The sequence below is a fragment of the Salmonella sp. 3C genome, assembly GCF_025426275.1.
GTDB classification, from domain to species: domain Bacteria; phylum Pseudomonadota; class Gammaproteobacteria; order Enterobacterales; family Enterobacteriaceae; genus Salmonella; species Salmonella enterica.
Window position 1 is genome coordinate 3,058,459 of record NZ_CP104858.1, and the last position, 25,005, is coordinate 3,083,463.

Consider the following 25,005-nt stretch of genomic DNA (forward strand, 5'->3'; position numbering starts at 1 on the left):
GTAGGCCGGATAAGCGCCAGCGCCATCCGGCATTTTTTATAATACCTTCTCTTTTCTCGATTTCTCTTCGTTAACCGTTTCAGCATCAGGCGGCTTCCTTGAGCGAAATGCGTGATGGTGGTATCGTTTAGCGCTTTTTAAAAAATATCGACAACCTTTGAGGGGATTTTCGTAATGCGTATTATTCTGCTTGGCGCTCCGGGCGCGGGTAAAGGAACTCAGGCTCAGTTCATCATGGAGAAATATGGTATTCCGCAAATCTCCACTGGCGATATGCTGCGCGCCGCAGTGAAATCAGGCTCCGAGTTGGGCAAACAGGCGAAAGATATCATGGACGCCGGTAAACTGGTGACCGATGAACTGGTGATTGCGCTGGTTAAAGAGCGTATCGCCCAGGAAGACTGCCGTAACGGTTTTCTGCTGGATGGTTTCCCGCGCACGATCCCGCAGGCTGACGCGATGAAAGAAGCGGGTATTGTCGTGGATTACGTGCTGGAATTCGACGTACCGGACGAACTGATCGTTGACCGCATTGTGGGCCGCCGCGTACACGCCGCCTCTGGCCGCGTTTACCACGTAAAGTTTAATCCGCCGAAAGTGGAAGGCAAAGATGACGTCACCGGCGAAGATCTGACGACCCGTAAAGACGATCAGGAAGAGACCGTTCGCAAACGTCTGGTGGAATATCATCAGATGACCGCGCCGCTGATTGGCTACTACCAGAAAGAAGCGGAAGCGGGCAACACCAAATACGCTAAAGTTGACGGTACGCAGGCCGTTGCCGACGTGCGCGCAGCGCTGGAAAAAATCCTCGGTTAATTTTTTCGCGTAGTGAACCGCTTATCAGGCCTGCCATTATCCCGCAAGCCTGATAAGCGTAGCGCCATCAGGCAATCGGTGCCGGATGGCGGCCTGAACGCCTTATCCGGCCTGCTGGTATCGTTAGCGCCATTCGGCGAATTCTCGTCTTACCTCTCGCAGCAATTAGTTCTTCTTTATCACTTTTCCGCTACAATTATCAACAATTTGAATAGATAAGAGGCGGCAATGCGTCAGACGAAAACCGGTATCCTGCTGGCTAACCTTGGCACGCCAGATGCCCCAACTCCCGAAGCGGTAAAGCGCTACCTGAAACAATTTTTAAGCGACAGACGCGTGGTGGATACTCCTCGTCTGCTGTGGTGGCCGCTGCTGCGTGGCGTTATTTTACCGCTGCGTTCGCCGCGCGTCGCGAAACTCTATCAATCTATCTGGATGGATGGCGGTTCGCCGCTCATGGTATATAGCCGCGAACAGCAACAGGCGCTGGCCGCGCGGTTGCCAGACACGCCCGTCGCGCTGGGGATGAGCTACGGTTCGCCCTCGCTGGAAAGCGCTGTCGATGAACTGTTAGCAAGCGACGTTGACCATATCGTCGTGCTGCCGTTGTACCCGCAATACTCTTGCTCAACGGTGGGCGCAGTCTGGGACGAACTGGGGCGGATACTGGCGCGTAAACGTCGTATTCCCGGTATCTCATTTATTCGCGATTACGCAGATGACAGCGCTTATATCGATGCGCTGGCGAAAAGCGCGCGTGAGTCGTTCGCCAGACACGGCGAGCCGGATGTGCTTCTGCTCTCCTATCACGGCATTCCACAACGTTATGCGGATGAAGGCGATGACTACCCGCAGCGCTGTCGCGATACCACGCGCGAACTGGTTTCCGCATTGGGACTGCCGCCGGAAAAGGTAATGATGACGTTCCAGTCGCGCTTTGGCCGTGAACCGTGGCTGACGCCGTACACCGATGAAACGCTAAAAATGTTGGGTGAAAAGGGGACTGGCCATATTCAGGTTATGTGTCCGGGATTTGCCGCGGATTGTCTGGAGACGCTGGAAGAGATAGCGGAACAGAACCGCGAGATTTTCCTTGAAGCGGGCGGTAAAAAATATGCGTACATTCCGGCGCTGAACGCGACGCCGGAACATATTGATATGATGCTGAAACTCACGGCGCCGTACCGTTAACGCGGTGTCTTCATCCTCGCCATAAAGAAGCGTGCGCCGTCCTGCAAGGCATCGTCGGCGATTGTCATCATTCGCGAATAGTGCAGGAAGGCGTGCAGTGTGCCGGGATACATTTTGTATTCGCAGGGCTGCTGGTGCGCCTGTAATGTCTTGTGCAGCAAGCGGCTGTCATCAATGAGCGGATCAAACTCCGCGCTGGCAATAAAGCAGGGCGGCACATCGCGCGTGAGATCGTTATTAAACAGACAATACCAGGGCGATTCCCGATCTTCATCGTTACGCAGATAGGCCTTTTCGTACATGTCCAGATCTTCACGCGTCAGGCCGTCCCACGCGCCGCCGAACAGACGGCGGCTTACCGAATCCTGCAACCCATACAGCCCATACCACAACAGAATCGCGATAACGTTACCGCAGCGAATGTGCTTATCACGTAGCCAGAGCGCGCTGGCAAGCGCCAGCATGGCGCCTGCGGAATCCCCGGCGAAACCGATTTTCTCCACGTTGAGCGAGTATTCATCGGCATGTTGAGAGAAGTAGCTGCATACCGCGACGGTTTCTTCAATGGCCTGCGGATAACGCGCTTGCGGCGACAGCGAATAATCAATACCGATCACGGTGCAGCCGGTATAACGCGCCAGCAGACGCATTATCCGGTCATGCGTATCCAGATTACCGAGGATAAATCCGCCGCCGTGCAGATAGTATAAGGTGGCCTGACTGGTCGGCTGCGGCGAGTAGAGCCGGGTTGTTACATCGCCATAAGGCGTAGGGACGGCGCAGGTGCGGGTGGTCATGGACGGCGCGTCGGCATTCCAGAAACGGCGCTCAAGAAGATAATACTGACGCTGGGTCTCAATATCGCCATCGGCAGGCCAGGGGGGAAGGCCTGGTTGCTGGAAGTTTACGACGGCTTTCATTTCGTCTGACAGTCGGGTGAGTACGGGAATTTTATTTTCCGGCTTCATAAAACGCTCCTTGTGAAAGTGAACCATTGTAAAAAACGCGGCTGGAGAAACTGCGATCTCGTCGTCCGATATTGAAACGCCATCGTCCGTCGCGCGCAGCAGGGGGAATGTGCTACCATGCAGCGCTCCGTTATTCATCCGTAAGCACAATCATGAAATTTCCCGGTAAACGTAAATCCAAACACTATTTTCCCGTCAATGCGCGTGACCCGTTGTTGCAACAAATTCAGCCAGAACAGGAAACCAACGCCTCCTGGGTCGTCGGTATCGACCAGACGTTGGTGGATATTGAGGCGAAAGTGGATGACGATTTTATTACACTCTATGGATTAAGCGCCGGGCATTCTCTGGTGATAGAAGACGAGGTGGCGGAGAAGCTGTATCAGGAACTGACGCGGGAAAATCTGATCACCCATCAGTTTGCTGGCGGCACTATAGGCAATACGATGCACAATTACTCGGTACTGGCGGATGACCGTTCGGTGTTACTGGGCGTGATGTGCAGCAACATTGAGATTGGCAGCTACGCTTATCGCTACCTGTGTAATACTTCCAGCCGTACCGACCTGAATTATCTGCAAGCGGTAGATGGCCCGATTGGCCGCTGTTTCACGCTGATTGGCGAATCCGGCGAGCGTACCTTCGCTATCAGCCCCGGCCATATGAATCAGCTACGGGCGGAAAGTATTCCGGAAGCGGTGATCGCTGGCGCCTCCGCGCTGGTGTTGACCTCATATCTGGTGCGCTGTAAGCCTGGCGAACCGATGCCTGACGCGACGATGAAAGCGATCGAATACGCGAAAAAGCATAACGTGCCGGTTGTCATGACGCTGGGCACCAAATTTGTGATCGCCGATAATCCGCAGTGGTGGCAGGCGTTTCTCAAAGAGAATGTCTCGATTCTGGCAATGAATGAAGAAGAAGCGGAAGCGCTGACCGGCGAAAACGACCCGCTGCTGGCGGCGGATAAGGCGCTGGACTGGGTCGACCTGGTGTTATGCACCGCCGGGCCGATAGGGTTATATATGGCGGGCTTCACCGAAGAGGAAGCAAAACGTAAAACCCAGCATCCGCTGCTACCGGGAGCTATTGCTGAATTTAACCAGTATGAATTTAGCCGGGCAATGCGCCATAAAGATTGTATTAATCCGCTGCGCGTTTATTCGCATATTGCGCCGTATATGGGCGGGCCGGAAAAAATCATGAACACCAACGGCGCGGGCGATGGCGCGCTGGCGGCGCTGCTGCACGATATTACGGCGAACAGTTACCATCGTAGCAACGTACCGAACTCCAGTAAGCACAAATTTACCTGGCTGACCTATTCGTCGCTGGCGCAGGTGTGTAAATATGCTAACCGTGTCAGTTATCAGGTACTGAACCAGCATTCTCCGCGTCTGACACGCGGGCTGCCGGAACGTGAGGACAGCCTGGAAGAGTCGTACTGGGATCGCTAATCTGGCTTGCCCGATGGCGCTGCGCGCATCGGGCCGTCCGGAAAACCCTTAACTGGCGACGACTTCACCTGCGGGCGGCGTTTCAAGCAGTTCCAACATCGCCCGGGCAATTTCTCGCTCGCCCATCACTACCTGATTGGCTCCCCGCTCGGTAATATATTTCACTTCATCATCATAGTGTGCGCGGGCGATTATCTCGATATCAGGACTTTTTTCCCGCGCTGAGGCGACAATCTCACCGGCTTCGTAACCGTTGGGGATGGTCAATAACAGCCAGCGGGCGCAGTCCAGATGCGCCAGATTCATGATTTCTTCGTTAGCGGCGTTGCCCAGCACGGCGCGAATCCCGCGTTCGCGCAGTTCATCCACGCGGGTACGGGACGTTTCGATAACCACCAGCGGAATCCCCGCCGCCAGTAATTTTTCTCCCAGCAGACTGCCTACGCGGCCAAAACCCACCAGCAGGGCATGATTACAGATATCCACCGGAATTTGCTTCTTTTCTTCGATAGCCTCTTCCAGAGTTTGCTCTTCCAGCGTTTCGGTTTTCGCCAGATACTTCTCCAGCAGGGTAAACAGTACGGGATTAAGCATAATCGACAAAATAGCGCCTGCCAGCACCAGGTTCTGTCCCGCCTGCGGCAGCAGGTTGAGCGCCATGCCGAGTCCGGCGAGAATAAAGGCGAACTCGCCGATTTGCGCCAGGCTGGCGGCAATGGTCAGCGCGGTTCGCGGCGAGTGGCCGAACATACGCACCAGGAAAAACGCAGCGATCGATTTACCAAAGACGATAATGGCAAGCGTCGCCAGCACCGCCAGCGGCTGTTGGATCAAGACTAACGGATCGAACAACATGCCAACGGAAACAAAAAACAGGACGGCAAAGGCGTCGCGCAGCGGCAACGTATCGTGCGCCGCCCGGTGACTCAGTTCCGACTCATTAAGCACCATTCCAGCGAAGAACGCGCCCAGCGCAAAAGAGACGTCAAACAGTTCTACCGCGCCAAACGCAATGCCTAACGCCAGCGCCAGTACGGAAAGGGTAAATAATTCGCGCGAGCCGGTGGCGGCGCTGCGGGCCATAATCCACGGCACCAGGCGGCGTCCTACCAGCATCATGATGGCGATAAACGCCACCACTTTACCAATGGTTATCCCCATATCGACTGTCAGCGAGGCTATGCCGACATCGCCTTTTTCCACCATGCCGGCAACGGCGGGCAGCAAGACCAGCGTCAGCACCATCACCAGATCTTCGACAATCAGCCAGCCGATGGCGATTTGCCCGCGCTGGCTATCAAGGAGTTGTCGCTCCTCAAGCGCGCGCAGCAGGACGACGGTACTGGCGGTAGACAGACAGAGCCCAAAAACGATGCCGGTCATTAATGACCATCCCAGCACGGCGGAAAGCGCCATACCCAGCAGCGTCGCCACCGCTATCTGAGCGACAGCGCCGGGAATGGCGATAGACTTTACCGCCATCAAATCCTTCAGCGAAAAATGCAGCCCGACGCCGAACATCAATAGAATCACGCCGAGCTCCGCCAGCTCCGGCGCCAGTTTGGTATCCGCAACAAAACCCGGGGTAAAAGGTCCCGCCAGAACGCCCGCTAACAGATATCCCACCAGTGGAGAAATACGCAATTTGTTGGCAATCATGCCGAGAATAAAAGCGAGCACAAGGCCGCCGACAATGGTGGTGATAAGCGGGGTAGCGTGATGCATTCCGTCTCCTTTGGTTGCTGGACTCCAAAACTCCGGGTAATAGTTTATGATAATTTCAATCAGGATGTTTATAAAAAATGGTTGTGTTTTATAAAAAGATACGATCTGAAGGCAAAAAGAGCACGGAACGTAAAAGTGATAAGTATGGGATGGACAAAGCAAGATGGCATCAGGATGTACAGGCGGTTAAAGCGTACCTTTAACCGCCATAAAATCACGATTTATGTCGATTATCAGGTAAGAATATGGTCAGTATCCCCAGAAGCGGCAGGAAAGCACAGATTTTATAAACTAAATAGATACTGGTATGGTCGGCAATCAGCCCCAGCACCGCTGCGCCCAGGCCTCCCATCCCGAAGGCAAACCCGAAAAACAGGCCGGAAACCATACCGATGCGTCCTGGCAGCAACTCCTGGGCATACACCAGAATGGCGGAAAACGCCGACGCGAGAATAAAGCCGATAATCACCGTTAAAATCCCCGTCCAGTACAGCGTGGCGTAGGGTAAAACAAGGGTAAACGGCGCGACACCGAGAATAGAGCCCCAAATCACATATTTCCTGCCGATTTTGTCGCCCACCGGCCCGCCGATAACCGTCCCGGCAGCCACCGCAAACAGGAAGGCAAACAGATGGAGCTGCGCGTTTTGTATTGATAATCCGAATTTTTGCATCAGATAAAAGGTGTAATAGCTACTGATGCTCGCCATATAGAAATATTTCGAGAAAATGAGTAGCAATAATACGCTGACCGCCAGCACGACTTTATTGCGCGGCAGCGGGTTAGCGATTATCGCTTTTGGCTTGCCTTTCGCTATCCGGTGCTGGGCTGCATACCAGCGGCTGATCTGCGCCAGCACCACGATCGCCAGCAGCGCGGCCAGCACAAACCAGGCGACATTCCCTTTGCCATAGGGCGCGATAATCACGGCGGCCAGCAGCGGACCCAACGAACTGCCGAAGTTACCGCCGACCTGGAAGATAGACTGCGCCAGACCATGACGTCCGCCGGAGGCCATGCGCGCCACGCGGGACGATTCCGGGTGAAAAACGGACGAGCCGGTACCCACCAGCGCCGCAGCGAGCAATACGCCGCCAAAACTTCCCGCCATTGCCAGCAGTACCAGCCCGCTCAGGGTAAAACACATGCCGATAGGCAGCGACCACGGCATGGGATACTTATCCGTCCAGTAGCCGACGACCGGTTGCAGCAGCGATGAGGCGAGCTGGAACGTCAGGGTGATCAAACCTATCTGGACGAAAGTCAGCGAAAACTCCGCCTGCAACAGGGGATAAATGGCTAAGATTAGCGACTGGATCATATCGTTCAGCAGATGGGAAAGACTGATCGCGCCCAAAATACCAAACGAAGTACGTGCTTTAGCGGCCGCTGCGGGCGCGCCGGCTAACGGCTGGGTTGGTTCACTCATGGCCATAGAAAGTCACTTAAATTTTATGCGATGTTGGAGATAGTAGGATGTGTAATTATTACTTGCCTAACATACCTGTGAAATGTGTTTGAAGGAAGTCTCAATTCTGAAAACATATTTGTCTATTATTGCAAGGAAAGGTAATTTCTGCGGTTGATATTGAGTCAGGGAGAGAAAGATGAAATTTTTGAAACGGGGTGTGGCGCTGGCGTTACTGGCGGCGTTCGCGCTGACGACTCAGCCTGCACAGGCTTACGAAAAAGATAAAACCTATAAAATTACTATCCTGCATACCAACGATCACCACGGTCACTTCTGGCGCAGCGAATATGGCGAATATGGTCTGGCGGCGCAAAAAACGCTGGTGGACAGTATCCGTAAAGAGGTGGCGCAAGAGGGGGGAAGCGTCCTGTTGTTATCCGGCGGCGACATTAATACCGGGGTGCCGGAATCCGATCTCCAAGATGCGGAGCCCGATTTCCGCGGGATGAATCTGATTGTCTACGACGCTATGGCCGTCGGTAATCATGAATTTGATAATCCGCTCACCGTATTGCGCCAGCAGGAAAAGTGGGCGAAGTTTCCCTTTCTTTCCGCCAATATTTATCAAAAAAGTACCGGCGAGCGTCTGTTTAAGCCGTGGGCTATTTTTACACGCCAGGATATAAAAATCGCGGTAATCGGCTTAACCACCGATGACACGGCGAAAATAGGCAACCCGGAATATTTCACCGATATTGAGTTTCGTAAACCTGCTGAAGAAGCAAAGGTGGTGATTCAGGAACTTAATATGAATGAAAAACCGGACGTGATTATCGCGACCACGCATATGGGACATTATGACAACGGCGATCACGGTTCGAACGCGCCGGGCGACGTTGAGATGGCGCGTAGCCTGCCTGCCGGTTCGCTGGCGATGATTGTGGGCGGTCACTCACAAGACCCGGTATGTATGGCGTCGGAAAATAAAAAACAGGTGAATTACGTACCGGGAACGCCCTGCGCGCCGGATAAGCAAAATGGTATCTGGATCGTGCAGGCGCATGAGTGGGGTAAATATGTGGGCCGCGCGGATTTCGAATTCCGTAACGGCGAGATGAAAATGGTTAACTACCAGCTTATTCCGGTAAATCTCAAGAAAAAAGTGACCTGGGATAACGGGAAAAACGAGCGTGTACTTTACACGCCGGAAATCGCCGAAAATCCGCAAATGCTCTCGTTATTAACGCCGTTCCAGAATAAAGGTAAAGCGCAACTGGAGGTGAAAATTGGTAGCGTGAATGGCCTTCTTGAAGGCGATCGCAGTAAGGTCAGATTTGTCCAGACCAATATGGGACGGGTGATTCTGGCTGCGCAGATCGCGCGCACCGGCGCCGATTTTGGCGTGATGAGCGGCGGCGGTATTCGCGACTCGATTGAGGCGGGAGATATTACCTATAAAAGCGTGCTCAAGGTACAGCCGTTCGGCAACATTGTGGTGTATGCCGATATGAGCGGCAAAGAGGTAGTTGATTATCTCACCGCCGTAGCACAGATGAAACCGGACTCCGGCGCCTATCCACAGTTCGCCAATGTGAGCTTTGTCGCCAAAGAGGGCAAGCTCACCGATCTGAAAATCAAAGGCGAGCCTGTTGATCCGGCTAAAACCTATCGCATGGCGACGCTGAGTTTCAACGCCACGGGCGGCGATGGTTATCCGCGCATCGATAACAAACCGGGATACGTGAATACCGGGTTTATTGACGCGGAAGTGCTGAAAGAGTTTATTCAGCAAAATTCACCGCTGGATGCGGCGGCGTTTACGCCAAAAGGCGAGGTGAGCTGGCTGTAGCGGTACGGATAGCCATCACTGCCTGATGGCGCGCAGCCTTAAGGCCTACGGATTATGTCTGCTGTAGGCCGGATAAGGCGTTTGCGCCGCTATCCGGCAATGTATTTTACGCAGGCTTAATCCCGACGCGCGATATCAGCGAATTTAGCACCCAGGATGGCGGCCAAATCGTCAGCCGCCAGTTCAATATCCAGCCCGCGTTTACCACCGGAAACATAAATAGTGGCAAACGTGCGGGCTGGCGCGTCAATCAGCGTGGGCAGCCGTTTCTTCTGTCCCAGCGGACTGATCCCGCCGACCAGATATCCCGTGGTGCGTTGCGCCACCATCGGGTCGGCCATATCGACCTTTTTCGCGCCCAGAGCTTTGGCGACTTTTTTCAAATCCAGCTGTCCGGCTACAGGCGTCACGGCGACGGCCAGTTGCTTCATATCGCCATTCACGGCGACCAAAAGCGTTTTATACACCTGATCGGCGTTTAGCCCGAGCTTACGCACCACTTCATCGCCAAAGTTAGTTTCATTCGGATCGTGATCGTAGGTGTGAATGTTAAACGGAATCTTGTTTTTTTCGAGTAACTTAACTGCGGGTGTCATAACGTTCCTTCTTACTACAGACGTGATTTGCCATCAGCATACGCCCGAAAGCGGACTAAAAAATAGTATAATCTTGTGCATTAGGTCTTGGCAGTTGCGGCAACTTTGAGCGACAATCTGAAGATCCGAAGCGAAAGCGTCGGGATAATAATAACGATGAAATTCCTCTTTGACGGGCCAATAGCGATATTGGCCATTTTTTTATTTCAATATTTGCGGTAGGTTGCCTTCGCCGTACAGATGTAGCGCCCCTACGGCTACCACGTAGCGTCCCGGCGGCAGTGCCAGCAGCGCGTCGCGCCAGGCTTCATTGCGTTTTACCATCAGTACATCATACAGCGGTTGGCTAAACGTTCTGGGGAGCGAAGCGCCGACGCTGGTCGGCGGCTGTTCAAGCCACCAGCCGATCATCACCTGCAAAAGCCGTGCGTTGGTGTGCCAGTGCGTCAGCGTGTCGTCGAGCAGCGCCATCCCGCCATCGGGCAGATCGCATAGTAGTTCGAGCTGGTGTTTCGCCCCTTCCAGCTCTTGCACCGGCAGCGACATTTCGCGGGCAGCCTGTAATAACTGATAATCAATGCCATAGTCCGGGCGCAATCCCAGCCGTTGCGCCTGCGTGGCTTGTAGCACCATAGCTATCTGCCATAAAGGTTGATTATCAAAATGGATCAGCGGCATACCCAACTCGCTGACCCGTTTTTCCAGTGCGCTTAGCTGCCCGGCGCTGAGACGTTCGACCAACGGCGGGCATTTGGGGAGATTGCTGAATGGCGTTTCGTTACCGGAAATATCCGCTTCAACGACCAGCGCATCGGCCTGGCGTAGCTTTTTCACCAGCTTTGCTGGAAGAGGAGCCATATCGCGCGTTCCCATATGGATACTGCCAACCAGATGCAGATGACGACCGCCGGGCAGGGAGAGATCGATAGCAGGCCAACTATTTGGGGTACCACGCAGCGCGCGCCATAAACGTTTAAGTTGATTTAATAGCTCCATACGCGCTCCCTTTGAAAAAGCTCATGCTAGCGCGTTGGAGAAAAGGGCGCAATGCGCCCTGACGGGACGTCAACGATCGGTCGGGTTATTCGCTACCGTCGAGATAGGCCGTTCTGGCGATGGTCATTTCAAGCTGGCATTTATAAATACTGATGCGCTTCTCAGCAGGTATGGCCTCGGATTTTGCATCGCTAAGTTTGCCGCACTGCTGCTCTTTTTTGGTCACCCAGACTCGCTGCTCTTGTTTTAATGCCGTTCGGGCAGAGGCGGGTAGCGATTTCCAGACCTGATTAAGCTCGCGATCTCTACTCTCAAATTTCTTTGCTGCGATTTCAATCAGTGAGTTATTTTTTTTCTTTATAATGCTATCACCAGATACCGTCATTCTTGCCATTACATAAATAGACCGCGCCAATTTATCGGTTTTTTGCACAGGGGTGACAACAATATCTTTGTTGTTGTCTGCTAGCTGAATATTGTAGTTAACCTGTTTCCAGGTCACCGTATTGTTTATTACCTGTCCATCCCCTTGTGAAATATAGAATAGAGTATTTGGTAAGTCTTTCATTAATTTAAATAATGGCTGAGGAATACCCATGGCGATGGTAGCCGAGCAAGTTCGTAAGTTGGCATTTTCTGCTTGAGGGTTCTGCGTGATTACATCACTGAATTGAACAGGAATAGCCCGGAGTTGCTGCTCGTATTGAGTCTGGGGGATATCGAAGAAAAGCGTGGTGGGCTCTTTAATATAGTCTTGCTGTAAACGACCTAATGCTTCATTGTAAATCCATTCTTTTGCCGCCGTGACTGCATTATCGTTGCCACATTTTAACTCTGGAGTGGAATCAAATAACCCTGCATAACTGACGGCGGGAGAAAGCAGGAAACGAAGCGTAACTGCTTTTCTAAACATAAATAACACATCCTTATGATTCAAAAAAACATTATAAAATGTTGTTTTTTATTTTTCTACAGGATGTGCGGTTAAATTTTTATATATTGATACGGTAAATTACTGATGGCTTAATAATATATCAGGCAGCTGATGCTGCCTGATATAGCGTTTTTACGCTTTCGGTTTAAAACGCAATAGCCGGTTGGCATTGCTGACGACGGTAATGGAAGACAGCGCCATTGCCGCGCCTGCTACTACCGGGTTTAACAAGGTACCGGTAAACGGCCACAGAATACCGGCGGCCACCGGGATACCAATGCTGTTGTAGATAAATGCGCCAAGCAGGTTTTGCTTCATATTGCGCAACGTCGCGCGCGAAATGGCCAGCGCATCCGCCACGCCCATCAGACTATGGCGCATCAGCGTAATCGCCGCGGTTTCAATCGCCACATCACTGCCGCCGCCCATCGCGATACCGACGTCCGCCTGCGCCAGCGCGGGCGCATCGTTGATACCATCGCCGACCATCGCAACCTGACGACCCTGGCTTTGCAGACGTTTAATCGCATCGGCTTTGCCATCCGGCAGAACGCCCGCAATCACTTCATCAATGCCCGCTTCTTTGGCAATCGCGTTAGCCGTCGTTGGGTTATCCCCGGTGAGCATTACCAGACGGTATCCGGCGTTGTGCAGGCGTTCAAGCGCGGCAATACTATCGCTGCGCAATGGATCGCGTACCGCCAGTAACGCCGCCGCTTTACCGTCAATCGCCAGCAGGACCGGAGTCGAGCCTTGCGAGGCCTGCGCGGTGATTTCCGCCGTCATATCATCCGTGGCGACGTGCTGTTCGTTCAGCAACGCCTGGTTCCCCAGAAGCAGTTGATGACCTTCCGCTTCACCGCTGACGCCCAGTCCGCGCAGCGTTCTGAAACCGTTCACCTGCGGCAGTTTATCATCGCCGGCTTTTTCCAGAATCGCATGGGCCAGCGGGTGGCTGGAGCCTTGTTCGAGCGCGGCAGCCAGACGTAATGCCTGAGCTTCCTCAACGCCGTTAAAGGTTTTTATCGCCACCACTTGCGGCTTGCCTTCCGTCAGCGTCCCGGTTTTATCAAAAACGAGGGTATCCAACGTACTGGCGCGTTGCAGGGCATCGGCGTCGCGTACCAGCACGCCGAATTCGGCAGCGCGGCCTACGCCGGAAATAATCGACATTGGCGTCGCCAGGCCTAATGCGCAAGGGCAGGCGATAATCAGTACGGTGGTGGCGATGACCAGCGTATAAACAATTTGCGGCGCCGGCCCGAAGAAATACCAGATAGCGGCGCTGAACAGCGCAATGGCCACGACGACGGGAACGAATACCGCGGAGATTTTATCGGCCAGTTGGCCAATTTCCGGTTTACTGCTTTGCGCCTGGCGTACCATGCGAATAATGCGTGACAGCGTGGTATGGCTGCCCACCGCGCTGGCGCGGAACAGGACGCTGCCGTCCTGGACGACGGTGCCGGCATGAACGCTGTCGCCTTCGCCTTTTTGCTGCGGAATAGGTTCGCCGGTCAGCATGGCTTCATCAAGCCACGCTTCGCCCTGGGTAATTTCGCCATCCACCGGCACGCGATCGCCGGTAGTGAGTCGCAGTAGCATCCCTGGCTGAACGTCCGCCAGCGGGACGCTTTTTTCGCCGTCTTCTGTCACGACGCGTGCGGTGGGCGGGGTGAGATCGAGTAATTTTTCCAGCGCTTTTGAGGAACGCTGACGGGCGCGCGCTTCCAGCATGTGTCCGAGATTAATCAGACCGATAATCATCGCGCTGGCTTCGTAATAGAGGTGCCGTGCTTCCATCGGGAACCACTGCGGCCACAGGTTGACGCTCATGGAGTAGAGCCAGGCGACCCCGGTGCCGAGCGCCACCAGCGTATCCATCGTCGCCGTGCCGTTCAGCAGGCTTTTCCACGCGTTACGGTAAAAGTGACCGCCCGCAAAGACCATCACCGCAAGCGTGATCAGGCCAATAGCCAGCCACAGGCTGCGGTTGTCGCCGGTCACCATCATGTTATCGCCGATCATCCCCCAGACCATGACCGGTATACCGACCGCCAGGGCGACGATGGCCTGCCAGCGAAAACGTTTCATGGTGGCGATGGCGGTTTCCTGCTGGCGCTCGCGGCGTTTGATGTCATCTTCAATCGCCTCTGCGCCGTAGCCGGCTTTTTCCACCGCCTGCACTAAATCAGCGGCGGACGCGCTGCCCATCACCAGCGCAGTGCGTTCCGCCAGGTTTACCCGTGCCTGCGTGACGCCCGGTACGCTTTGTAGCGCATGTTGTACGCGGGTGACACAACTGGCGCAGCTCATGCCGCTTAACAGCAACTGTTGGCTTTCTTCATCGGCCGTCGCTACCGGAAGCTCATGAGGAACCGCTGCCAGTGCTTCCGACGGGATTGATGACTCCGTCAGCGGTTTAGCCTTTGGGTGGCTTAACGTCGCGCCATACCCGGCTTGTTTGATGGTTTCAATTAACGCGTCCGCACTGGCCGTACCGGTAACGTGCGCTTCGGTTACGGTAACGTCCGCCAGCTCAACATCCGGACGTTGTTCAAGACATTCTTTCACGCGTTTAACGCAATGACCGCAGGACAAACCGTCCAGGGTCAGGTCGATAGTTTGAGACATAGTAAAAACTCCTTTATGATTGGTCATCAATTCATTGACCTTAGTAATCGTAGTGACTCACTGTGATAAAGGTTAAACCTTCCAGCAAGGTTAAGGTCAAGGGGGAAATATGAATATTAGCGATGTGGCGAAAAAAACCGGTTTAACCAGCAAAGCCATTCGGTTTTATGAAGAGAAAGGGCTGGTGACGCCGCCATTACGTAGCGAAAATGGTTATCGCACCTACACGCAGAAGCATTTAAACGAGCTGACGTTGCTGCGACAGGCGAGGCAGGTGGGGTTTAATCTGGAAGAGTGTGGCGAACTGGTCAATCTGTTTAACGCTCCGCGACGCCATAGCGCAGATGTGAAAAAGCGGACGCTGGAAAAGGTCGCGGAGATCGAGCGCCATATCAGCGAGCTGCAATCAATGCGCGATCAACTGCTGGCGCTGGCGGAGAGTTGTCCCGGCGATGACAGCGCCGACTGCCCGATTATTGATAATCTTTCCGGCTGCTGTCATCACAAGGCGCAAAAGCCACGTTGATTAAACGGCACGAATGCGTAAGGTGATGCCTTCCACGGCGATCACTTCGACATGCGTACCTGCGCGCAGGTCTTCGTCAGCGCATACCGGCCACGAGCTGTCGCCGACACGCATATGACCCCGTCCGTTCACTAACGCGGCATCAAGCATAAACCGGCGGCCTACCAGTTGTTGTCCGCGTTGGTTAAGGCGGCTGTCGGTCGGCTTTTGTTCCCGCACGCGACGCGCCAGCCAGCGCCACCAAAGCCAGGCCGCCAGCAACGTTAAGGCCGAAAACAGCACGCCCTGCCATTCCCAGCCGAGCGGTAAGAGCCAGACGGTTAAGCCGGTAATCACTGCCGCCACGCCGCTCCACAGCAAATAGCCGTTACCGCCGAGCATTTCCGCAGCCAACAACAGGCCGCCGAGGCTAAGCCAGAAGATATGCGGATGTACCAGAATCATCGCTATCATGCTTTTTTCCGTTCGCTGGCGCTGTCCTTAACCAGCTCGCTGATCCCGGCGATAGCGCCCATCAGACTGCTGGCATCCAGCGGCATCATGACCACTTTGCTGTTATTCGCCGAGCCGATTTGCTGTAACGCTTCGGTGTATTTCTGCGCCACGAAGTAGTTTATCGCCTGAATATCCCCGGCGGCGATGGCTTCAGATACCATCTGCGTAGCGCGGGCTTCCGCTTCGGCGGAACGTTCGCGCGCTTCCGCCTGCAGGAAAGCGGACTGACGTTCGCCTTCGGCTTTCAGAATCTGCGACTGTTTTTCCCCCTCGGCTTTCAGGATTTCCGCCTGACGTACCCCTTCGGCCTCAAGGATATAGGCGCGTTTGGTACGTTCCGCTTTCATCTGGGCGTTCATCGAGGAGATCAATTCCGCGGGCGGGCGGACATCGCGAATTTCGATACGGGTAACTTTAATTCCCCACGGGTTGGTGGCTTCATCGACAATATGTAGCAGCCGCGTGTTGATGCTGTCGCGCTGGGAGAGCATTTCATCCAGCTCCATCGAACCGAGCACCGTACGGATATTGGTCATGGTCAGGTTAATGATCGCCAGTTCCAGGTTACTGACTTCATAAGCGGCGCGCGGCGCATCGATAACCTGAATAAAACAGACCGCATCGATAGTGACGTTGGCGTTATCTTTTGAGATCACCTCCTGCGACGGAATATCCAGCACCTGCTCCATCATATTGATCTTGCGGCCAATTCTGTCCATAAACGGTACAACAAGGCTTAATCCCGGCTGCAGGGTTTTGGTGTAACGTCCAAAGCGCTCCACCGTCCACTGGTATCCCTGCGGAACGATTTTGACGCCCGCGCCGACGATCACCAGCGCGACGAAAATGAGAATAGGGATAAGAATGAGCATAGCTAAACCTCCTGTTGCGTTGTCCATAAACCGATTTTGCTGACGAATTAAGCGAATTATACCTGATTCAGTAAAGCATGTTCCCCCCTTATTAATTACAGGGATACACTATCGCTATCAAAATATGAACAACGGATGCGCAATAAATGACAGAACGTAGCATGTTGCTTGAGTTAAAGCAGGTCGGTTACCGGACTGCGACGACAAAAATAGTGAATAACATCAGTTTTACGCTGCAACGCGGCGAATTTAAGTTAATTACCGGTCCTTCTGGCTGCGGAAAAAGTACGTTGTTGAAAATGGTGGCCTCGTTAATAAGCCCTGATATCGGCGTGATTCTTTTTGAGGGGCAGGATATTACTACTCTGAGTCCGGAAGCCTATCGCCAGCAGGTTTCTTATTGCGCTCAGACGCCAGCGCTATTTGGCGATACGGTTTACGATAACCTGATTTTTCCCTGGCAAATTCGCCATCAGCGCCCGCAGCCGACAGCCTTCGCAGACGATCTGGCGCGTTTTGAACTGCCGGAGACGATTCTGCAAAAACCGATTACCGCGCTTTCCGGCGGAGAAAAACAGCGTATTGCTCTAATTCGTAATCTACAGTTTCTGCCGAAAATACTGTTACTCGACGAAATAACCAGCGCGCTGGATGAACATAACAAACAGAATGTGAATGATATTATTCATCGCTATGTTCGCGATAAGCAGGTCGCTGTCTTGTGGGTAACGCATGATAAAGATGAAATTCAACACGCGGATAAGGTGATAACGTTAACGCCATCTGCCGGAGAGATGCAGGAGACGCGTTATGAACGAGCATAATATTACCAATACCTCGCTGGCGTTATCGATGCTGCTGGTGGTGGTCGCGATGCTCATCAGTCACAAGGAAAAGCTGGCGCTGGAAAAAGATATTCTGTGGAGCGTATGCCGGGCGGTGATACAGCTCATTATTGTCGGCTATGTACTGAAATACATCTTTGGCGTTAATCATGCCGCCCTGACGCTGCTGATGGTGCTGTTCATCTGTTTTAACGCCGCATGGAACGCGCAAAAGCGCAGTAAATATATCGATAAGGCATTTCTCTCCTCGTTTATCGCCATCACCGTCGGCGCCGGGCTAACGCTGACGGTACTGGTGCTTACCGGTTCGATTGAATTTGCGCCGATGCAGGTGATTCCCATCGCTGGCATGGTCGCCGGCAATGCGATGGTGGCGGTAGGGCTGTGCTACAACCAACTGGGGCTGCGTTTTCATAGCGAGCAGCAGCAAATCCAGGAAAAATTAAGTTTGGGCGCAACGCCGAAAATGGCCTCCACCGGGCTTATCCGCGATAGCATCCGCGCATCGCTTATCCCGACGATCGACTCGGCTAAGACCGTTGGGCTGGTGAGCCTGCCGGGGATGATGTCCGGGCTGATTTTTGCCGGGATCGATCCGGTAAAAGCGATTAAATATCAAATTATGGTAACGTTTATGCTGTTGTCGACAGCCAGCCTGTCTACCATCATTGCCTGCTATTTAACCTACCGGAAGTTCTATAATTCGCGTCATCAGTTGGTAGTGATGCCGCTCAAGAAATCATGATAGTTGCCGGATGATGGCGCAAGCGCCTTATCCGGCCTGAGGACGACAGGTAGGCCAGATAAGCGCGCCATCAGGCAAGAGAGGATTAATACAGTAGCGCGTACAACTGGCGGCGGTATTTCGACGCCAGCGCGTCGCCGGTGCCGAGCGCGGCAAGGATCTCCTGGAAGGTTTTGCGCGTCTGTCCCTCGGCGGCGGCAAGATCTTTTCTCAGATGGCTGAACAGCAATTCCAGCGCTTCTTCATTACGTCCGACCTGGTGCAACTGCAACGCCAGTTGCGTTGCCAAAGCCGCATCCTGCGGATTCTCCGCGACTTGCTGCTGAAGTTGCTGAATTTCCGGCGTATCCGCCGCCTGTTTAAGCAGTTCGATCTGCGCAACCAGCCCCTGGTAACGGGTATCCTGATCCTGTAGCGGTATAGTTTTTAATACCGCTTCGGCCTCTTCAGAGCGGTTTAGAGCAATTTGCGCTTCCGCCAGTAACAGGCCAATCTCACTGTTCTGCGAAGAGAGCTGCCAGGCGTCTTTGAGCAACGGCAGCGCGTCAATGTAGTTGCCCTCCTGCATTAACTGCATCGCTTGTTGCGCTTTTAGCTCTTCTTCACGCGGCAGTACTTTATCCAGCAGAGCGCGGATCGCCTCTTCCGGCTGCGGCCCCTGGAAACCATCGACCGGTTGGCCATTCTGGAACAGATAGACTGTCGGGATGGCGCGCAGCCCAAACTGAGCGGCGATCATCTGTTCGGCGTCGCAGTCCAGCTTTGCCAGAATAAACTGACCGTGGTACTGGGCAGCCAGACTTTCCAGCACTGGCGTTAATTGCAGACAGTGTTGGCTGCGTTCAGACCAGAAATAGAACAGTACCGGCGTGGTCATGGACTGCTCTAAGGTCTGCTGCAGGTTGGATTCATTAATATTGACAATGTTCTGTACGGACATGGCGTCGCTCTCTTTTGTCTGTGTCACGTTTACATGGGGGCTGACTGGCGCGCTTCAACTCAGCTTTGTAAAATTTTATCCAGCATCCGGCCCGGCAATAGGCGTTTCAGCGCCATCACCGCCCAGGTGACCAGCGTAACAGGATAGCGCAGCCTGGGTTTATCGCTTGCAAAAGCATGACGTACTTTCGCTACTACCGCGTCAGGATCGCGGGTGAAACGTGCGGCGATGCCGGGATTTTCTACCGGTTTATCACGCTGCGTCTGGTTAACGTTATCGGTAAAACGGGTACGAATCGGCCCCGGTTCTATCAGGCTCACTTTAATGCCTGTGTGCCGTAGCTCCATACGTAGCGCGTCAGACCAGGCTTCGAGCGCATATTTGCTGGCGGCGTAAGCGCCGCGCCCTGGGGTGGAAATCAGCCCCATCACCGATGAGGTCATCACAATGCGTCCTTCGCCATGCGGCAACATGGCGGGAAGTAAGCGCATAGTAAGCTGATGCGCGCCGAAGAAATTACTGGAAAACTGTTGCTCCATCTGCTCACGGCTGATGGTGGAAAGGGGGCCATACACGCCGTAGCCGGCATTGTTAAAGATCCCATACAGACGATTATCGGTCAGGGCGATCACTTCATCGGCGGCACGATCCACGCTTTCAGGGGAGTCGAGATCGATCAACACGCCGGTAAATCCCATACTGTTCATCCGGGCGACATCATCAGGTTTGCGGCAGCCCGCCAGGATTTGAAAGCCCTGGCGTTTAAGCTCAAGCGCGCTGTCCAGACCGATTCCGCTGGAACATCCTGTTATTAAGACCGATTTTTGCATAACTTTACCTGTCAGGATCTCCGTTGATTTAAGAGTCGTGGTTAACTATATCCGTCATACTTCAAGTTGCCTGTGCGTTCGTTTACTCCAGTCACATAGGTATCTATGCTCCTGGAAATTCTCTTACGTGCCGCCTTCATGCAACTCGAATTATTCAGGAGAGAAAAGGGGTCAACTGCTTCGCCATCCAGTCGGCAATAAACGGCTGGGCGTCGCGGTTGGGATGAATGCCGTCATCCTGCATCCACTGCGGTTTCAGATATACCTCTTCCATAAAAAACGGTAACAGAGGAATATCGAACTCTTTGGCGAGCTTAGGATAAATGGCGCTAAAGGATTCATTATAACGGCGACCGTAGTTAGCGGGCAGATGAATTTGCATCAGTAACGGTTGGGCATCGGCGGCTTTCACCGTCTGAATGATTTTACGTAGCGTCTGTTCGGTTTGCGCAGGCGCAAAACCGCGTAGGCCATCGTTGCCGCCAAGTTCCACCACTACCCAGCGCGGGTGATGCTGTTGCAACAGCGCCGGCAAACGCGCCAGTCCCTGCTGCGAGGTATCTCCGCTTATACTGGCATTAACGACCGACGTTTTGTTTTGCCATTTATCATTAAGGAGCGACGGCCATGCCGCGCTGGCGGCCATACGGTAACCGGCGCTGAGGCTATCGCCCAGAATTAATAAGGTGTCTGCGGCGGCGGCACGGAAAGTTAACAGGATCAAAAACAGGAAGGGCAAATGCCAGCGGAAAACAGTGTTGAAGTTCATCGTCTCAGGAAGTCCGTCGGTCAGGGTGAGCATGAGCTTTCCATCCTTACCGGAGTTGAACTGGTTGTCAAACGCGGCGAAACCATTGCGCTGATTGGCGAATCAGGATCGGGAAAATCTACGCTGCTGGCGATTCTCGCTGGACTGGATGACGGCAGTAGCGGAGAGGTCAGTCTGGTCGGGAAACTGCTTCACCAGATGGACGAAGAGGCGCGGGCGCAGCTTCGCGCTCAGCATGTCGGTTTTGTTTTTCAATCCTTCATGCTTATTCCTACGCTTAACGCGCTGGAAAACGTTGAGCTACCGGCCCTGCTACGCGGTGAAAACAGCGGTCAGAGTAAGGCGGGGGCGAAAGCGCTGCTCGAACAACTGGGACTGGGAAAACGGCTTGACCACCTTCCGGCACAGCTTTCCGGCGGCGAACAGCAGCGCGTAGCGCTGGCGCGCGCGTTTAACGGGCGTCCTGATGTGCTGTTTGCCGATGAGCCGACGGGCAACCTTGACCGTCAGACCGGAGATAAAATCGCCGACCTGCTATTTTCGCTTAACCGCGAGCACGGCACCACGCTGATTCTGGTGACGCACGACCCGGCGCTGGCGGCGCGCTGCGACCGGCGGCTGCGGTTGGTCAACGGTCAGTTACAGGAGGAGGTATGATAGCTCGCTGGTTCTGGCGCGAATGGCGCTCGCCGTCGCTGATTATTGTCTGGCTGGCGTTGAGTCTGGCGGTGGCCTGCGTACTGGCGCTCGGCAGTATCAGCGACCGGATGGAAAAAGGGTTAAGTCAGCAAAGCCGCGAGTTTATGGCAGGCGATCGGACTCTGCAAAGTTCGCGGGAGGTACCGAAAGCCTGGCTTGAAGAGGCGCGTAAACGCGGCCTTAACGTGGGCGAGCAGTTAACCTTTGCGACCATGACGTTTGCCGGCGATACGCCGCAACTGGCCAGCGTGAAGGCGGTAGATAGCGTTTATCCGATGTACGGCGAATTGCAAACCCGTCCTGACGGAGTGAAACCGCAGCCGGGTAGCGTACTGCTGGCGCCGCGTCTGATGGCGCTGCTTAATTTGAAAACGGGCGATACCATTGATGTCGGCGACGTGACCTTGCGTATTGCCGGTGAAGTGGCGCAGGAGCCGGATTCCGGGTTTAACCCTTTTCAGATGGCGCCGCGTCTGATGATGAATATGGCCGATGTGGAAAAAACCGGTGCGATACAGCCGGGGAGCCGCGTGATGTGGCGGTATAAATTCGGCGGAACGCCGCAACAGCTTGCTGGCTATGAAAGCTGGCTGTTACCGCAGCTTAAACCGGAACATCGCTGGTACGGACTGGAGGAGGATGACGGGGCATTGGGGAAATCGCTCGAACGTTCGCAGCAGTTTTTGCTGCTTTCGGCGTTATTAACGCTACTGCTGGCGGTAGCTGCCGTCGCGGTGGCGATGAGCCATTACTGCCGTAGCCGCTACGATCTGGTGGCGATTTTAAAAACGTTGGGCGCGGGCCGGGCCCAGTTGCGTAAACTTATTATCGGACAGTGGTTGATGGTGCTGGGGCTTTCCGCCGTCACGGGAGGCGCGATTGGGTTACTGTTTGAAAACATATTGCTGGTGCTGCTAAAACCGGTATTGCCCGCCGATTTGCCGCCCGCCAGCCTGTGGCCCTGGCTGTGGGCGCTGGGCGCGATGACGGTCATCTCTCTGCTGGTCGGTTTACGGCCTTATCGATTGTTGCTGGCGACCCAGCCGCTACGGGTGCTGCGCCGCGATGTTGTTGCTCGCGTCTGGCCGTTAAAAATTTATTTGCCTGTTGCCTGCGCCGTCGTGGTGGCGCTGCTCGCCGGATTGATGGGCGGAAGTATGCTGTTGTGGGCGGTTCTGGCGGGCGCCGTGATACTGGCGCTGCTGTGCGGTCTGGTGGGCTGGATGCTGCTTAACGTGCTGCGCGGCATGACGTTGACGTCGCTACCGCTGCGTCTGGCCGTCAGCCGACTTCTGCGTCAGCCGTGGTCAACGTTGAGTCAGCTTTCGGCGTTTTCGCTTTCGTTTATGCTGCTGGCGCTCTTGCTGGTGCTGCGCGGCGACCTCCTTGATCGCTGGCAACAGCAGCTCCCGCCGGAAAGTCCGAACTATTTCCTTATCAATATTGCTTCAGAACAGGTTGCGCCGCTGAAAGCCTTTTTGGCAGAACATCAGGTGATTCCGCAGACGTTTTATCCGATTGTGCGGGCGCGGTTAACCAGGATAAACGGTAATCCGACGGAAGGTCAGCAGGATGAGTCGCTCAACCGTGAACTGAATTTGACCTGGCAGGATACGCGCCCGGCGCATAATCCGCTGGTCGCCGGTCACTGGCCGCCAAAACCGGGCGAAGTCTCTATGGAAGAGGGGCTGGCGAAGCGGCTGAACGTCAAACTCGGCGATAGCGTAACCTTTATGGGCGATACCCAGGCATTTAGCGCTAAAGTCACCAGCCTGCGTCAAGTGGACTGGGAAAGCCTGCGGCCCAACTTTTTCTTCATTTTTCCTTCCGGGGCGCTGGACGGGCAACCACAAAGCTGGTTGACCAGTTTTCGCTGGGAGAATGGCAACGGCATGTTAACGCAGCTTAACCGCGAGTTTCCTACCGTCAGCCTGTTAGATATCGGGGCGATCCTGAAACAGGTGGGACAGGTGCTGGAGCAGGTCAGTCGGGCGCTGGAGGTGATGGTTGTGCTAGTCACCCTCTGCGGCATGTTGCTATTACTGGCTCAGGTACAGGTCGGGATGCGTCAGCGCCATCAGGAGCTGGTGGTGTGGCGCACGTTAGGAGCCGGAAAGAAACTGTTGCGTACCACACTCTGGTGCGAATTCGCCATGCTGGGGTTAGTTGCCGGGCTGGTCGCCGCGATTGGCGCGGAAACGGCGCTGGCGATCTTACAAATCAACGTTTTTGATTTCCCCTGGGAGCCGGACTGGCGTTTATGGGGCGCACTGCCGTTTTGCGGCGCGCTGCTGCTTTCCGTATGCGGCGGCTGGCTTGGCGTTCGTTTGCTGAAAGGCAAAGCGCTATTCCGACAGTTTAGCGGATGATTCATGATGTGAATAATTTCGCGCCGGTTTTTAAAACGGCGCGTACTTTTTTAGTCGCACAAATTGATAACTCCTTGATTTTTAGTAGCACAAATCATTAAAAAATACACAACACGTAAGGTTTTATAACAGTTATTATTTGCCTGCTAAATGATTTGGATTGGCTATCTATCAAGGAAAATATAATGACAATTAAAATAACAGCGTTGGCGGCATCGATCGGCGCGGCAGTGGCTTTCATGCCTTTCGCCACTCAGGCGGAAATCATCGTTTTAAAACAAGATCCCCAGGCGGGTAATCCACTCAGCCGACTCAATTTCACCGTCGGCGGGAGTATTCGTCCGCAGTTCCAGAATATGACCGGCAATGACGGCGCGAACGGTTATAAACGTAATGGTTTTGATGGCGGGACGCGTTTCCGCTTCGCCGCGGATTATTATCTGTTTGATGATATCAGTTGGATTAGCTATTACGAGCTGGGCGTCAATATCCCTGCGGTATTTGACTGGGATAACCATTATGCGAAGGGCGCGACTGATACCACTCGCCGTATGCTGTATACCGGCTTCAAGAGCGCGACGTGGGGAACGCTGACCTTCGGTCAACAGAACAGCATTTATTACGATGTGGTGGGCGTAAAAACCGATATCTGGGATTACGACATGATAGGTCAGGCGCCGGGCAACGGGATTAACGGCGACTACGATGGTTCTTATCGCACGCGTAAGTCATTGAAGTATAAGAAAAGCATTGGCAATGTCGATCTCTACGCGTCTTATCTGTTCAGCGACGATTATAATGCCAATAACGGCCTGAATTACAAGCGTAAAGGCGGCGGTTCTTTAGGCGCGGATTATCATCTCACCGACGATCTGACCTGGGGGACGGCATGGAACTATACCCGTGCGGAGATGCGCGGCAACAGCAATAAAACTTACGATCAAAATATTGTCGGTACCGCGTTAAGCTGGACGCCGGAAAACTGGACTATCGCCGCAGGCGGCGGTTGGTATCAGAACTTTATGACGACCAAAAAAGTGTCTGTGAATGATTACTTTGCCGGCGATGCGTGGGGTCTGGAATATTTTGTCGGTTACGCTTTCCCGATTGGTCAGTATGCCGTGAAAGCTATTCAACCGTACTTTATGGGCGACCGCATTGAATATGTGAATGGCCGCGACTATCTGCGCACCGATAACGGCGTGGGGATCACCTTCCAACTGGATTATGGTTTCCGCGTTGATTATGAACATGTTTTCACTTCCAGCACTGACAATCTGGGCGATATGAACCTGGTGCGTCTGCGTTACGATTTCTAAAGCGTTTTCCTCTGCC

The 25,005-nt window shown here is 53.9% G+C and carries 22 protein-coding genes; 10 read left to right on the top strand and 12 right to left on the bottom strand.

Annotated elements, in window-relative coordinates:
- Positions 1-174: 174 nt before the first annotated feature.
- Positions 175-819, top strand: a complete 645-nt coding sequence (gene adk, locus N7E69_RS14420; protein ID WP_001220237.1) for an adenylate kinase — start codon at positions 175-177, stop codon at positions 817-819.
- 228 nt (positions 820-1,047) lie between these two features.
- A complete protein-coding gene (hemH, locus tag N7E69_RS14425) occupies positions 1,048-2,010 on the top strand; it encodes a ferrochelatase (RefSeq protein ID WP_001250083.1) in 963 nt (320 codons plus the stop codon).
- On the opposite strand, the gene aes is transcribed toward hemH, so the two are convergent.
- Complete coding sequence (aes, locus tag N7E69_RS14430) at positions 2,007-2,978, bottom strand: acetyl esterase (RefSeq protein WP_000801777.1); 972 nt, start codon at positions 2,976-2,978, stop codon at positions 2,007-2,009. The genes hemH and aes overlap by 4 nt on opposite strands.
- Positions 2,979-3,130: 152 nt before the next feature.
- Between aes and gsk the strand changes: the two genes are divergently transcribed.
- Entirely contained in the window at positions 3,131-4,435 is a 1,305-nt protein-coding gene (gene gsk, locus N7E69_RS14435) for an inosine/guanosine kinase (RefSeq protein WP_001573960.1), read from the top strand.
- A 48-nt stretch (positions 4,436-4,483) separates the two neighbouring features.
- On the opposite strand, the gene ybaL is transcribed toward gsk, so the two are convergent.
- Both ybaL and N7E69_RS14445 read right to left on the bottom strand, forming a co-directional pair.
- The gene (gene ybaL, locus N7E69_RS14440) at positions 4,484-6,160 is read right to left on the bottom strand and encodes a YbaL family putative K(+) efflux transporter (RefSeq protein WP_108629069.1); all 1,677 of its coding nucleotides are present in this window, start codon (positions 6,158-6,160) and stop codon (positions 4,484-4,486) included.
- Between the two features lie 214 nt (positions 6,161-6,374).
- The gene (locus N7E69_RS14445) at positions 6,375-7,595 is read right to left on the bottom strand and encodes an MFS transporter (RefSeq protein ID WP_001251592.1); all 1,221 of its coding nucleotides are present in this window, start codon (positions 7,593-7,595) and stop codon (positions 6,375-6,377) included.
- Positions 7,596-7,767: 172 nt separating this feature from the next.
- Between N7E69_RS14445 and ushA the strand changes: the two genes are divergently transcribed.
- Positions 7,768-9,420: a bifunctional UDP-sugar hydrolase/5'-nucleotidase UshA gene (gene ushA, locus N7E69_RS14450; protein WP_000670408.1), complete on the top strand. Its 1,653-nt coding sequence runs from the start codon at positions 7,768-7,770 to the stop codon at positions 9,418-9,420.
- Positions 9,421-9,536: 116 nt separating this feature from the next.
- Here ushA and ybaK read toward each other — a convergent pair whose 3' ends face one another.
- From ybaK to copA, 4 genes are all read right to left on the bottom strand, one after another.
- On the bottom strand, positions 9,537-10,016 hold the full coding sequence (ybaK, locus tag N7E69_RS14455; RefSeq protein WP_000186618.1) for a Cys-tRNA(Pro)/Cys-tRNA(Cys) deacylase YbaK: 480 nt from the start codon (positions 10,014-10,016) through the stop codon (positions 9,537-9,539).
- A gap of 201 nt (positions 10,017-10,217) precedes the next feature.
- Positions 10,218-11,012: a TraB/GumN family protein gene (locus tag N7E69_RS14460; protein WP_000421861.1), complete on the bottom strand. Its 795-nt coding sequence runs from the start codon at positions 11,010-11,012 to the stop codon at positions 10,218-10,220.
- A gap of 85 nt (positions 11,013-11,097) precedes the next feature.
- Positions 11,098-11,925, bottom strand: coding sequence for a lysozyme inhibitor LprI family protein (locus N7E69_RS14465; RefSeq protein WP_261743120.1), 828 nt, complete (start codon positions 11,923-11,925; stop codon positions 11,098-11,100).
- A 153-nt stretch (positions 11,926-12,078) separates the two neighbouring features.
- Entirely contained in the window at positions 12,079-14,580 is a 2,502-nt protein-coding gene (copA, locus tag N7E69_RS14470) for a copper-exporting P-type ATPase CopA (RefSeq protein ID WP_000083895.1), read from the bottom strand.
- A gap of 109 nt (positions 14,581-14,689) precedes the next feature.
- On the opposite strand from copA, the gene cueR reads away from it, so the two are divergent.
- On the top strand, positions 14,690-15,106 hold the full coding sequence (gene cueR, locus N7E69_RS14475; RefSeq protein WP_001026757.1) for a Cu(I)-responsive transcriptional regulator: 417 nt from the start codon (positions 14,690-14,692) through the stop codon (positions 15,104-15,106).
- On the opposite strand, the gene N7E69_RS14480 is transcribed toward cueR, so the two are convergent.
- Both N7E69_RS14480 and N7E69_RS14485 read right to left on the bottom strand, forming a co-directional pair.
- Positions 15,107-15,559 carry an NfeD family protein gene (locus tag N7E69_RS14480; RefSeq protein ID WP_000561181.1) on the bottom strand — a complete coding sequence of 151 codons (453 nt, stop codon included), beginning with the start codon at positions 15,557-15,559 and terminating at the stop codon, positions 15,107-15,109.
- Positions 15,556-16,473: an SPFH domain-containing protein gene (locus N7E69_RS14485; RefSeq protein WP_000906146.1), complete on the bottom strand. Its 918-nt coding sequence runs from the start codon at positions 16,471-16,473 to the stop codon at positions 15,556-15,558. The genes N7E69_RS14480 and N7E69_RS14485 overlap by 4 nt, the downstream gene beginning before the upstream one ends.
- Positions 16,474-16,619: 146 nt before the next feature.
- Between N7E69_RS14485 and fetA the strand changes: the two genes are divergently transcribed.
- Both fetA and fetB read left to right on the top strand, forming a co-directional pair.
- Positions 16,620-17,297 (top strand): iron efflux ABC transporter ATP-binding subunit FetA, encoded by a 678-nt coding sequence (gene fetA / locus N7E69_RS14490; RefSeq protein ID WP_000140194.1) that lies wholly within the window; start codon positions 16,620-16,622, stop codon positions 17,295-17,297.
- Positions 17,284-18,063: an iron efflux ABC transporter permease subunit FetB gene (fetB, locus tag N7E69_RS14495; RefSeq protein WP_001002132.1), complete on the top strand. Its 780-nt coding sequence runs from the start codon at positions 17,284-17,286 to the stop codon at positions 18,061-18,063. Before fetA ends, fetB begins: the two co-directional genes overlap by 14 nt.
- Before the next feature lie 85 nt (positions 18,064-18,148).
- On the opposite strand, the gene cnoX is transcribed toward fetB, so the two are convergent.
- The 3 genes from cnoX to tesA form a co-directional block, all read right to left on the bottom strand.
- Positions 18,149-19,003, bottom strand: coding sequence for a chaperedoxin (cnoX, locus tag N7E69_RS14500; protein ID WP_000116060.1), 855 nt, complete (start codon positions 19,001-19,003; stop codon positions 18,149-18,151).
- 59 nt (positions 19,004-19,062) lie between these two features.
- A complete protein-coding gene (locus tag N7E69_RS14505) occupies positions 19,063-19,833 on the bottom strand; it encodes an SDR family oxidoreductase (RefSeq protein ID WP_001172804.1) in 771 nt (256 codons plus the stop codon).
- 154 nt (positions 19,834-19,987) lie between these two features.
- Positions 19,988-20,602, bottom strand: coding sequence for a multifunctional acyl-CoA thioesterase I/protease I/lysophospholipase L1 (gene tesA / locus N7E69_RS14510; RefSeq protein WP_001010574.1), 615 nt, complete (start codon positions 20,600-20,602; stop codon positions 19,988-19,990).
- On the opposite strand from tesA, the gene ybbA reads away from it, so the two are divergent.
- From ybbA to N7E69_RS14525, 3 genes are all read left to right on the top strand, one after another.
- Positions 20,573-21,259: a putative ABC transporter ATP-binding protein YbbA gene (ybbA, locus tag N7E69_RS14515; RefSeq protein ID WP_001110591.1), complete on the top strand. Its 687-nt coding sequence runs from the start codon at positions 20,573-20,575 to the stop codon at positions 21,257-21,259. The two genes, tesA and ybbA, sit on opposite strands and share 30 nt — an antisense overlap.
- A complete protein-coding gene (gene ybbP / locus N7E69_RS14520) occupies positions 21,256-23,670 on the top strand; it encodes a putative ABC transporter permease subunit YbbP (RefSeq protein ID WP_001751098.1) in 2,415 nt (804 codons plus the stop codon). The genes ybbA and ybbP overlap by 4 nt, the downstream gene beginning before the upstream one ends.
- Positions 23,671-23,855: 185 nt before the next feature.
- Positions 23,856-24,989 carry a porin gene (locus N7E69_RS14525; protein WP_000152864.1) on the top strand — a complete coding sequence of 378 codons (1,134 nt, stop codon included), beginning with the start codon at positions 23,856-23,858 and terminating at the stop codon, positions 24,987-24,989.
- Positions 24,990-25,005: the final 16 nt, after the last annotated feature.

Bases quoted from the DNA above. Each gene is read 5' to 3' on its own strand.
- adk (WP_001220237.1), top strand. From the start codon at position 175: ATGCGTATTATTCTGCTTGGCGCTCCGGGCGCGGGTAAAGGAACTCAG.
- tesA (WP_001010574.1), bottom strand. From the start codon at position 20,602: ATGAACTTCAACACTGTTTTCCGCTGGCATTTGCCCTTCCTGTTTTTG.
- ybaK (WP_000186618.1), bottom strand. From the start codon at position 10,016: ATGACACCCGCAGTTAAGTTACTCGAAAAAAACAAGATTCCGTTTAAC.
- gsk (WP_001573960.1), top strand. From the start codon at position 3,131: ATGAAATTTCCCGGTAAACGTAAATCCAAACACTATTTTCCCGTCAAT.
- ybbP (WP_001751098.1), top strand. From the start codon at position 21,256: ATGATAGCTCGCTGGTTCTGGCGCGAATGGCGCTCGCCGTCGCTGATT.
- N7E69_RS14525 (WP_000152864.1), top strand. From the start codon at position 23,856: ATGACAATTAAAATAACAGCGTTGGCGGCATCGATCGGCGCGGCAGTG.
- N7E69_RS14465 (WP_261743120.1), bottom strand. From the start codon at position 11,925: ATGTTTAGAAAAGCAGTTACGCTTCGTTTCCTGCTTTCTCCCGCCGTC.
- hemH (WP_001250083.1), top strand. From the start codon at position 1,048: ATGCGTCAGACGAAAACCGGTATCCTGCTGGCTAACCTTGGCACGCCA.
- ybaL (WP_108629069.1), bottom strand. From the start codon at position 6,160: ATGCATCACGCTACCCCGCTTATCACCACCATTGTCGGCGGCCTTGTG.
- N7E69_RS14480 (WP_000561181.1), bottom strand. From the start codon at position 15,559: ATGATAGCGATGATTCTGGTACATCCGCATATCTTCTGGCTTAGCCTC.
- fetB (WP_001002132.1), top strand. From the start codon at position 17,284: ATGAACGAGCATAATATTACCAATACCTCGCTGGCGTTATCGATGCTG.
- copA (WP_000083895.1), bottom strand. From the start codon at position 14,580: ATGTCTCAAACTATCGACCTGACCCTGGACGGTTTGTCCTGCGGTCAT.
- N7E69_RS14505 (WP_001172804.1), bottom strand. From the start codon at position 19,833: ATGCAAAAATCGGTCTTAATAACAGGATGTTCCAGCGGAATCGGTCTG.
- N7E69_RS14460 (WP_000421861.1), bottom strand. From the start codon at position 11,012: ATGGAGCTATTAAATCAACTTAAACGTTTATGGCGCGCGCTGCGTGGT.
- ybbA (WP_001110591.1), top strand. From the start codon at position 20,573: ATGCCAGCGGAAAACAGTGTTGAAGTTCATCGTCTCAGGAAGTCCGTC.
- aes (WP_000801777.1), bottom strand. From the start codon at position 2,978: ATGAAGCCGGAAAATAAAATTCCCGTACTCACCCGACTGTCAGACGAA.
- cueR (WP_001026757.1), top strand. From the start codon at position 14,690: ATGAATATTAGCGATGTGGCGAAAAAAACCGGTTTAACCAGCAAAGCC.
- N7E69_RS14445 (WP_001251592.1), bottom strand. From the start codon at position 7,595: ATGGCCATGAGTGAACCAACCCAGCCGTTAGCCGGCGCGCCCGCAGCG.
- cnoX (WP_000116060.1), bottom strand. From the start codon at position 19,003: ATGTCCGTACAGAACATTGTCAATATTAATGAATCCAACCTGCAGCAG.
- ushA (WP_000670408.1), top strand. From the start codon at position 7,768: ATGAAATTTTTGAAACGGGGTGTGGCGCTGGCGTTACTGGCGGCGTTC.
- fetA (WP_000140194.1), top strand. From the start codon at position 16,620: ATGACAGAACGTAGCATGTTGCTTGAGTTAAAGCAGGTCGGTTACCGG.
- N7E69_RS14485 (WP_000906146.1), bottom strand. From the start codon at position 16,473: ATGCTCATTCTTATCCCTATTCTCATTTTCGTCGCGCTGGTGATCGTC.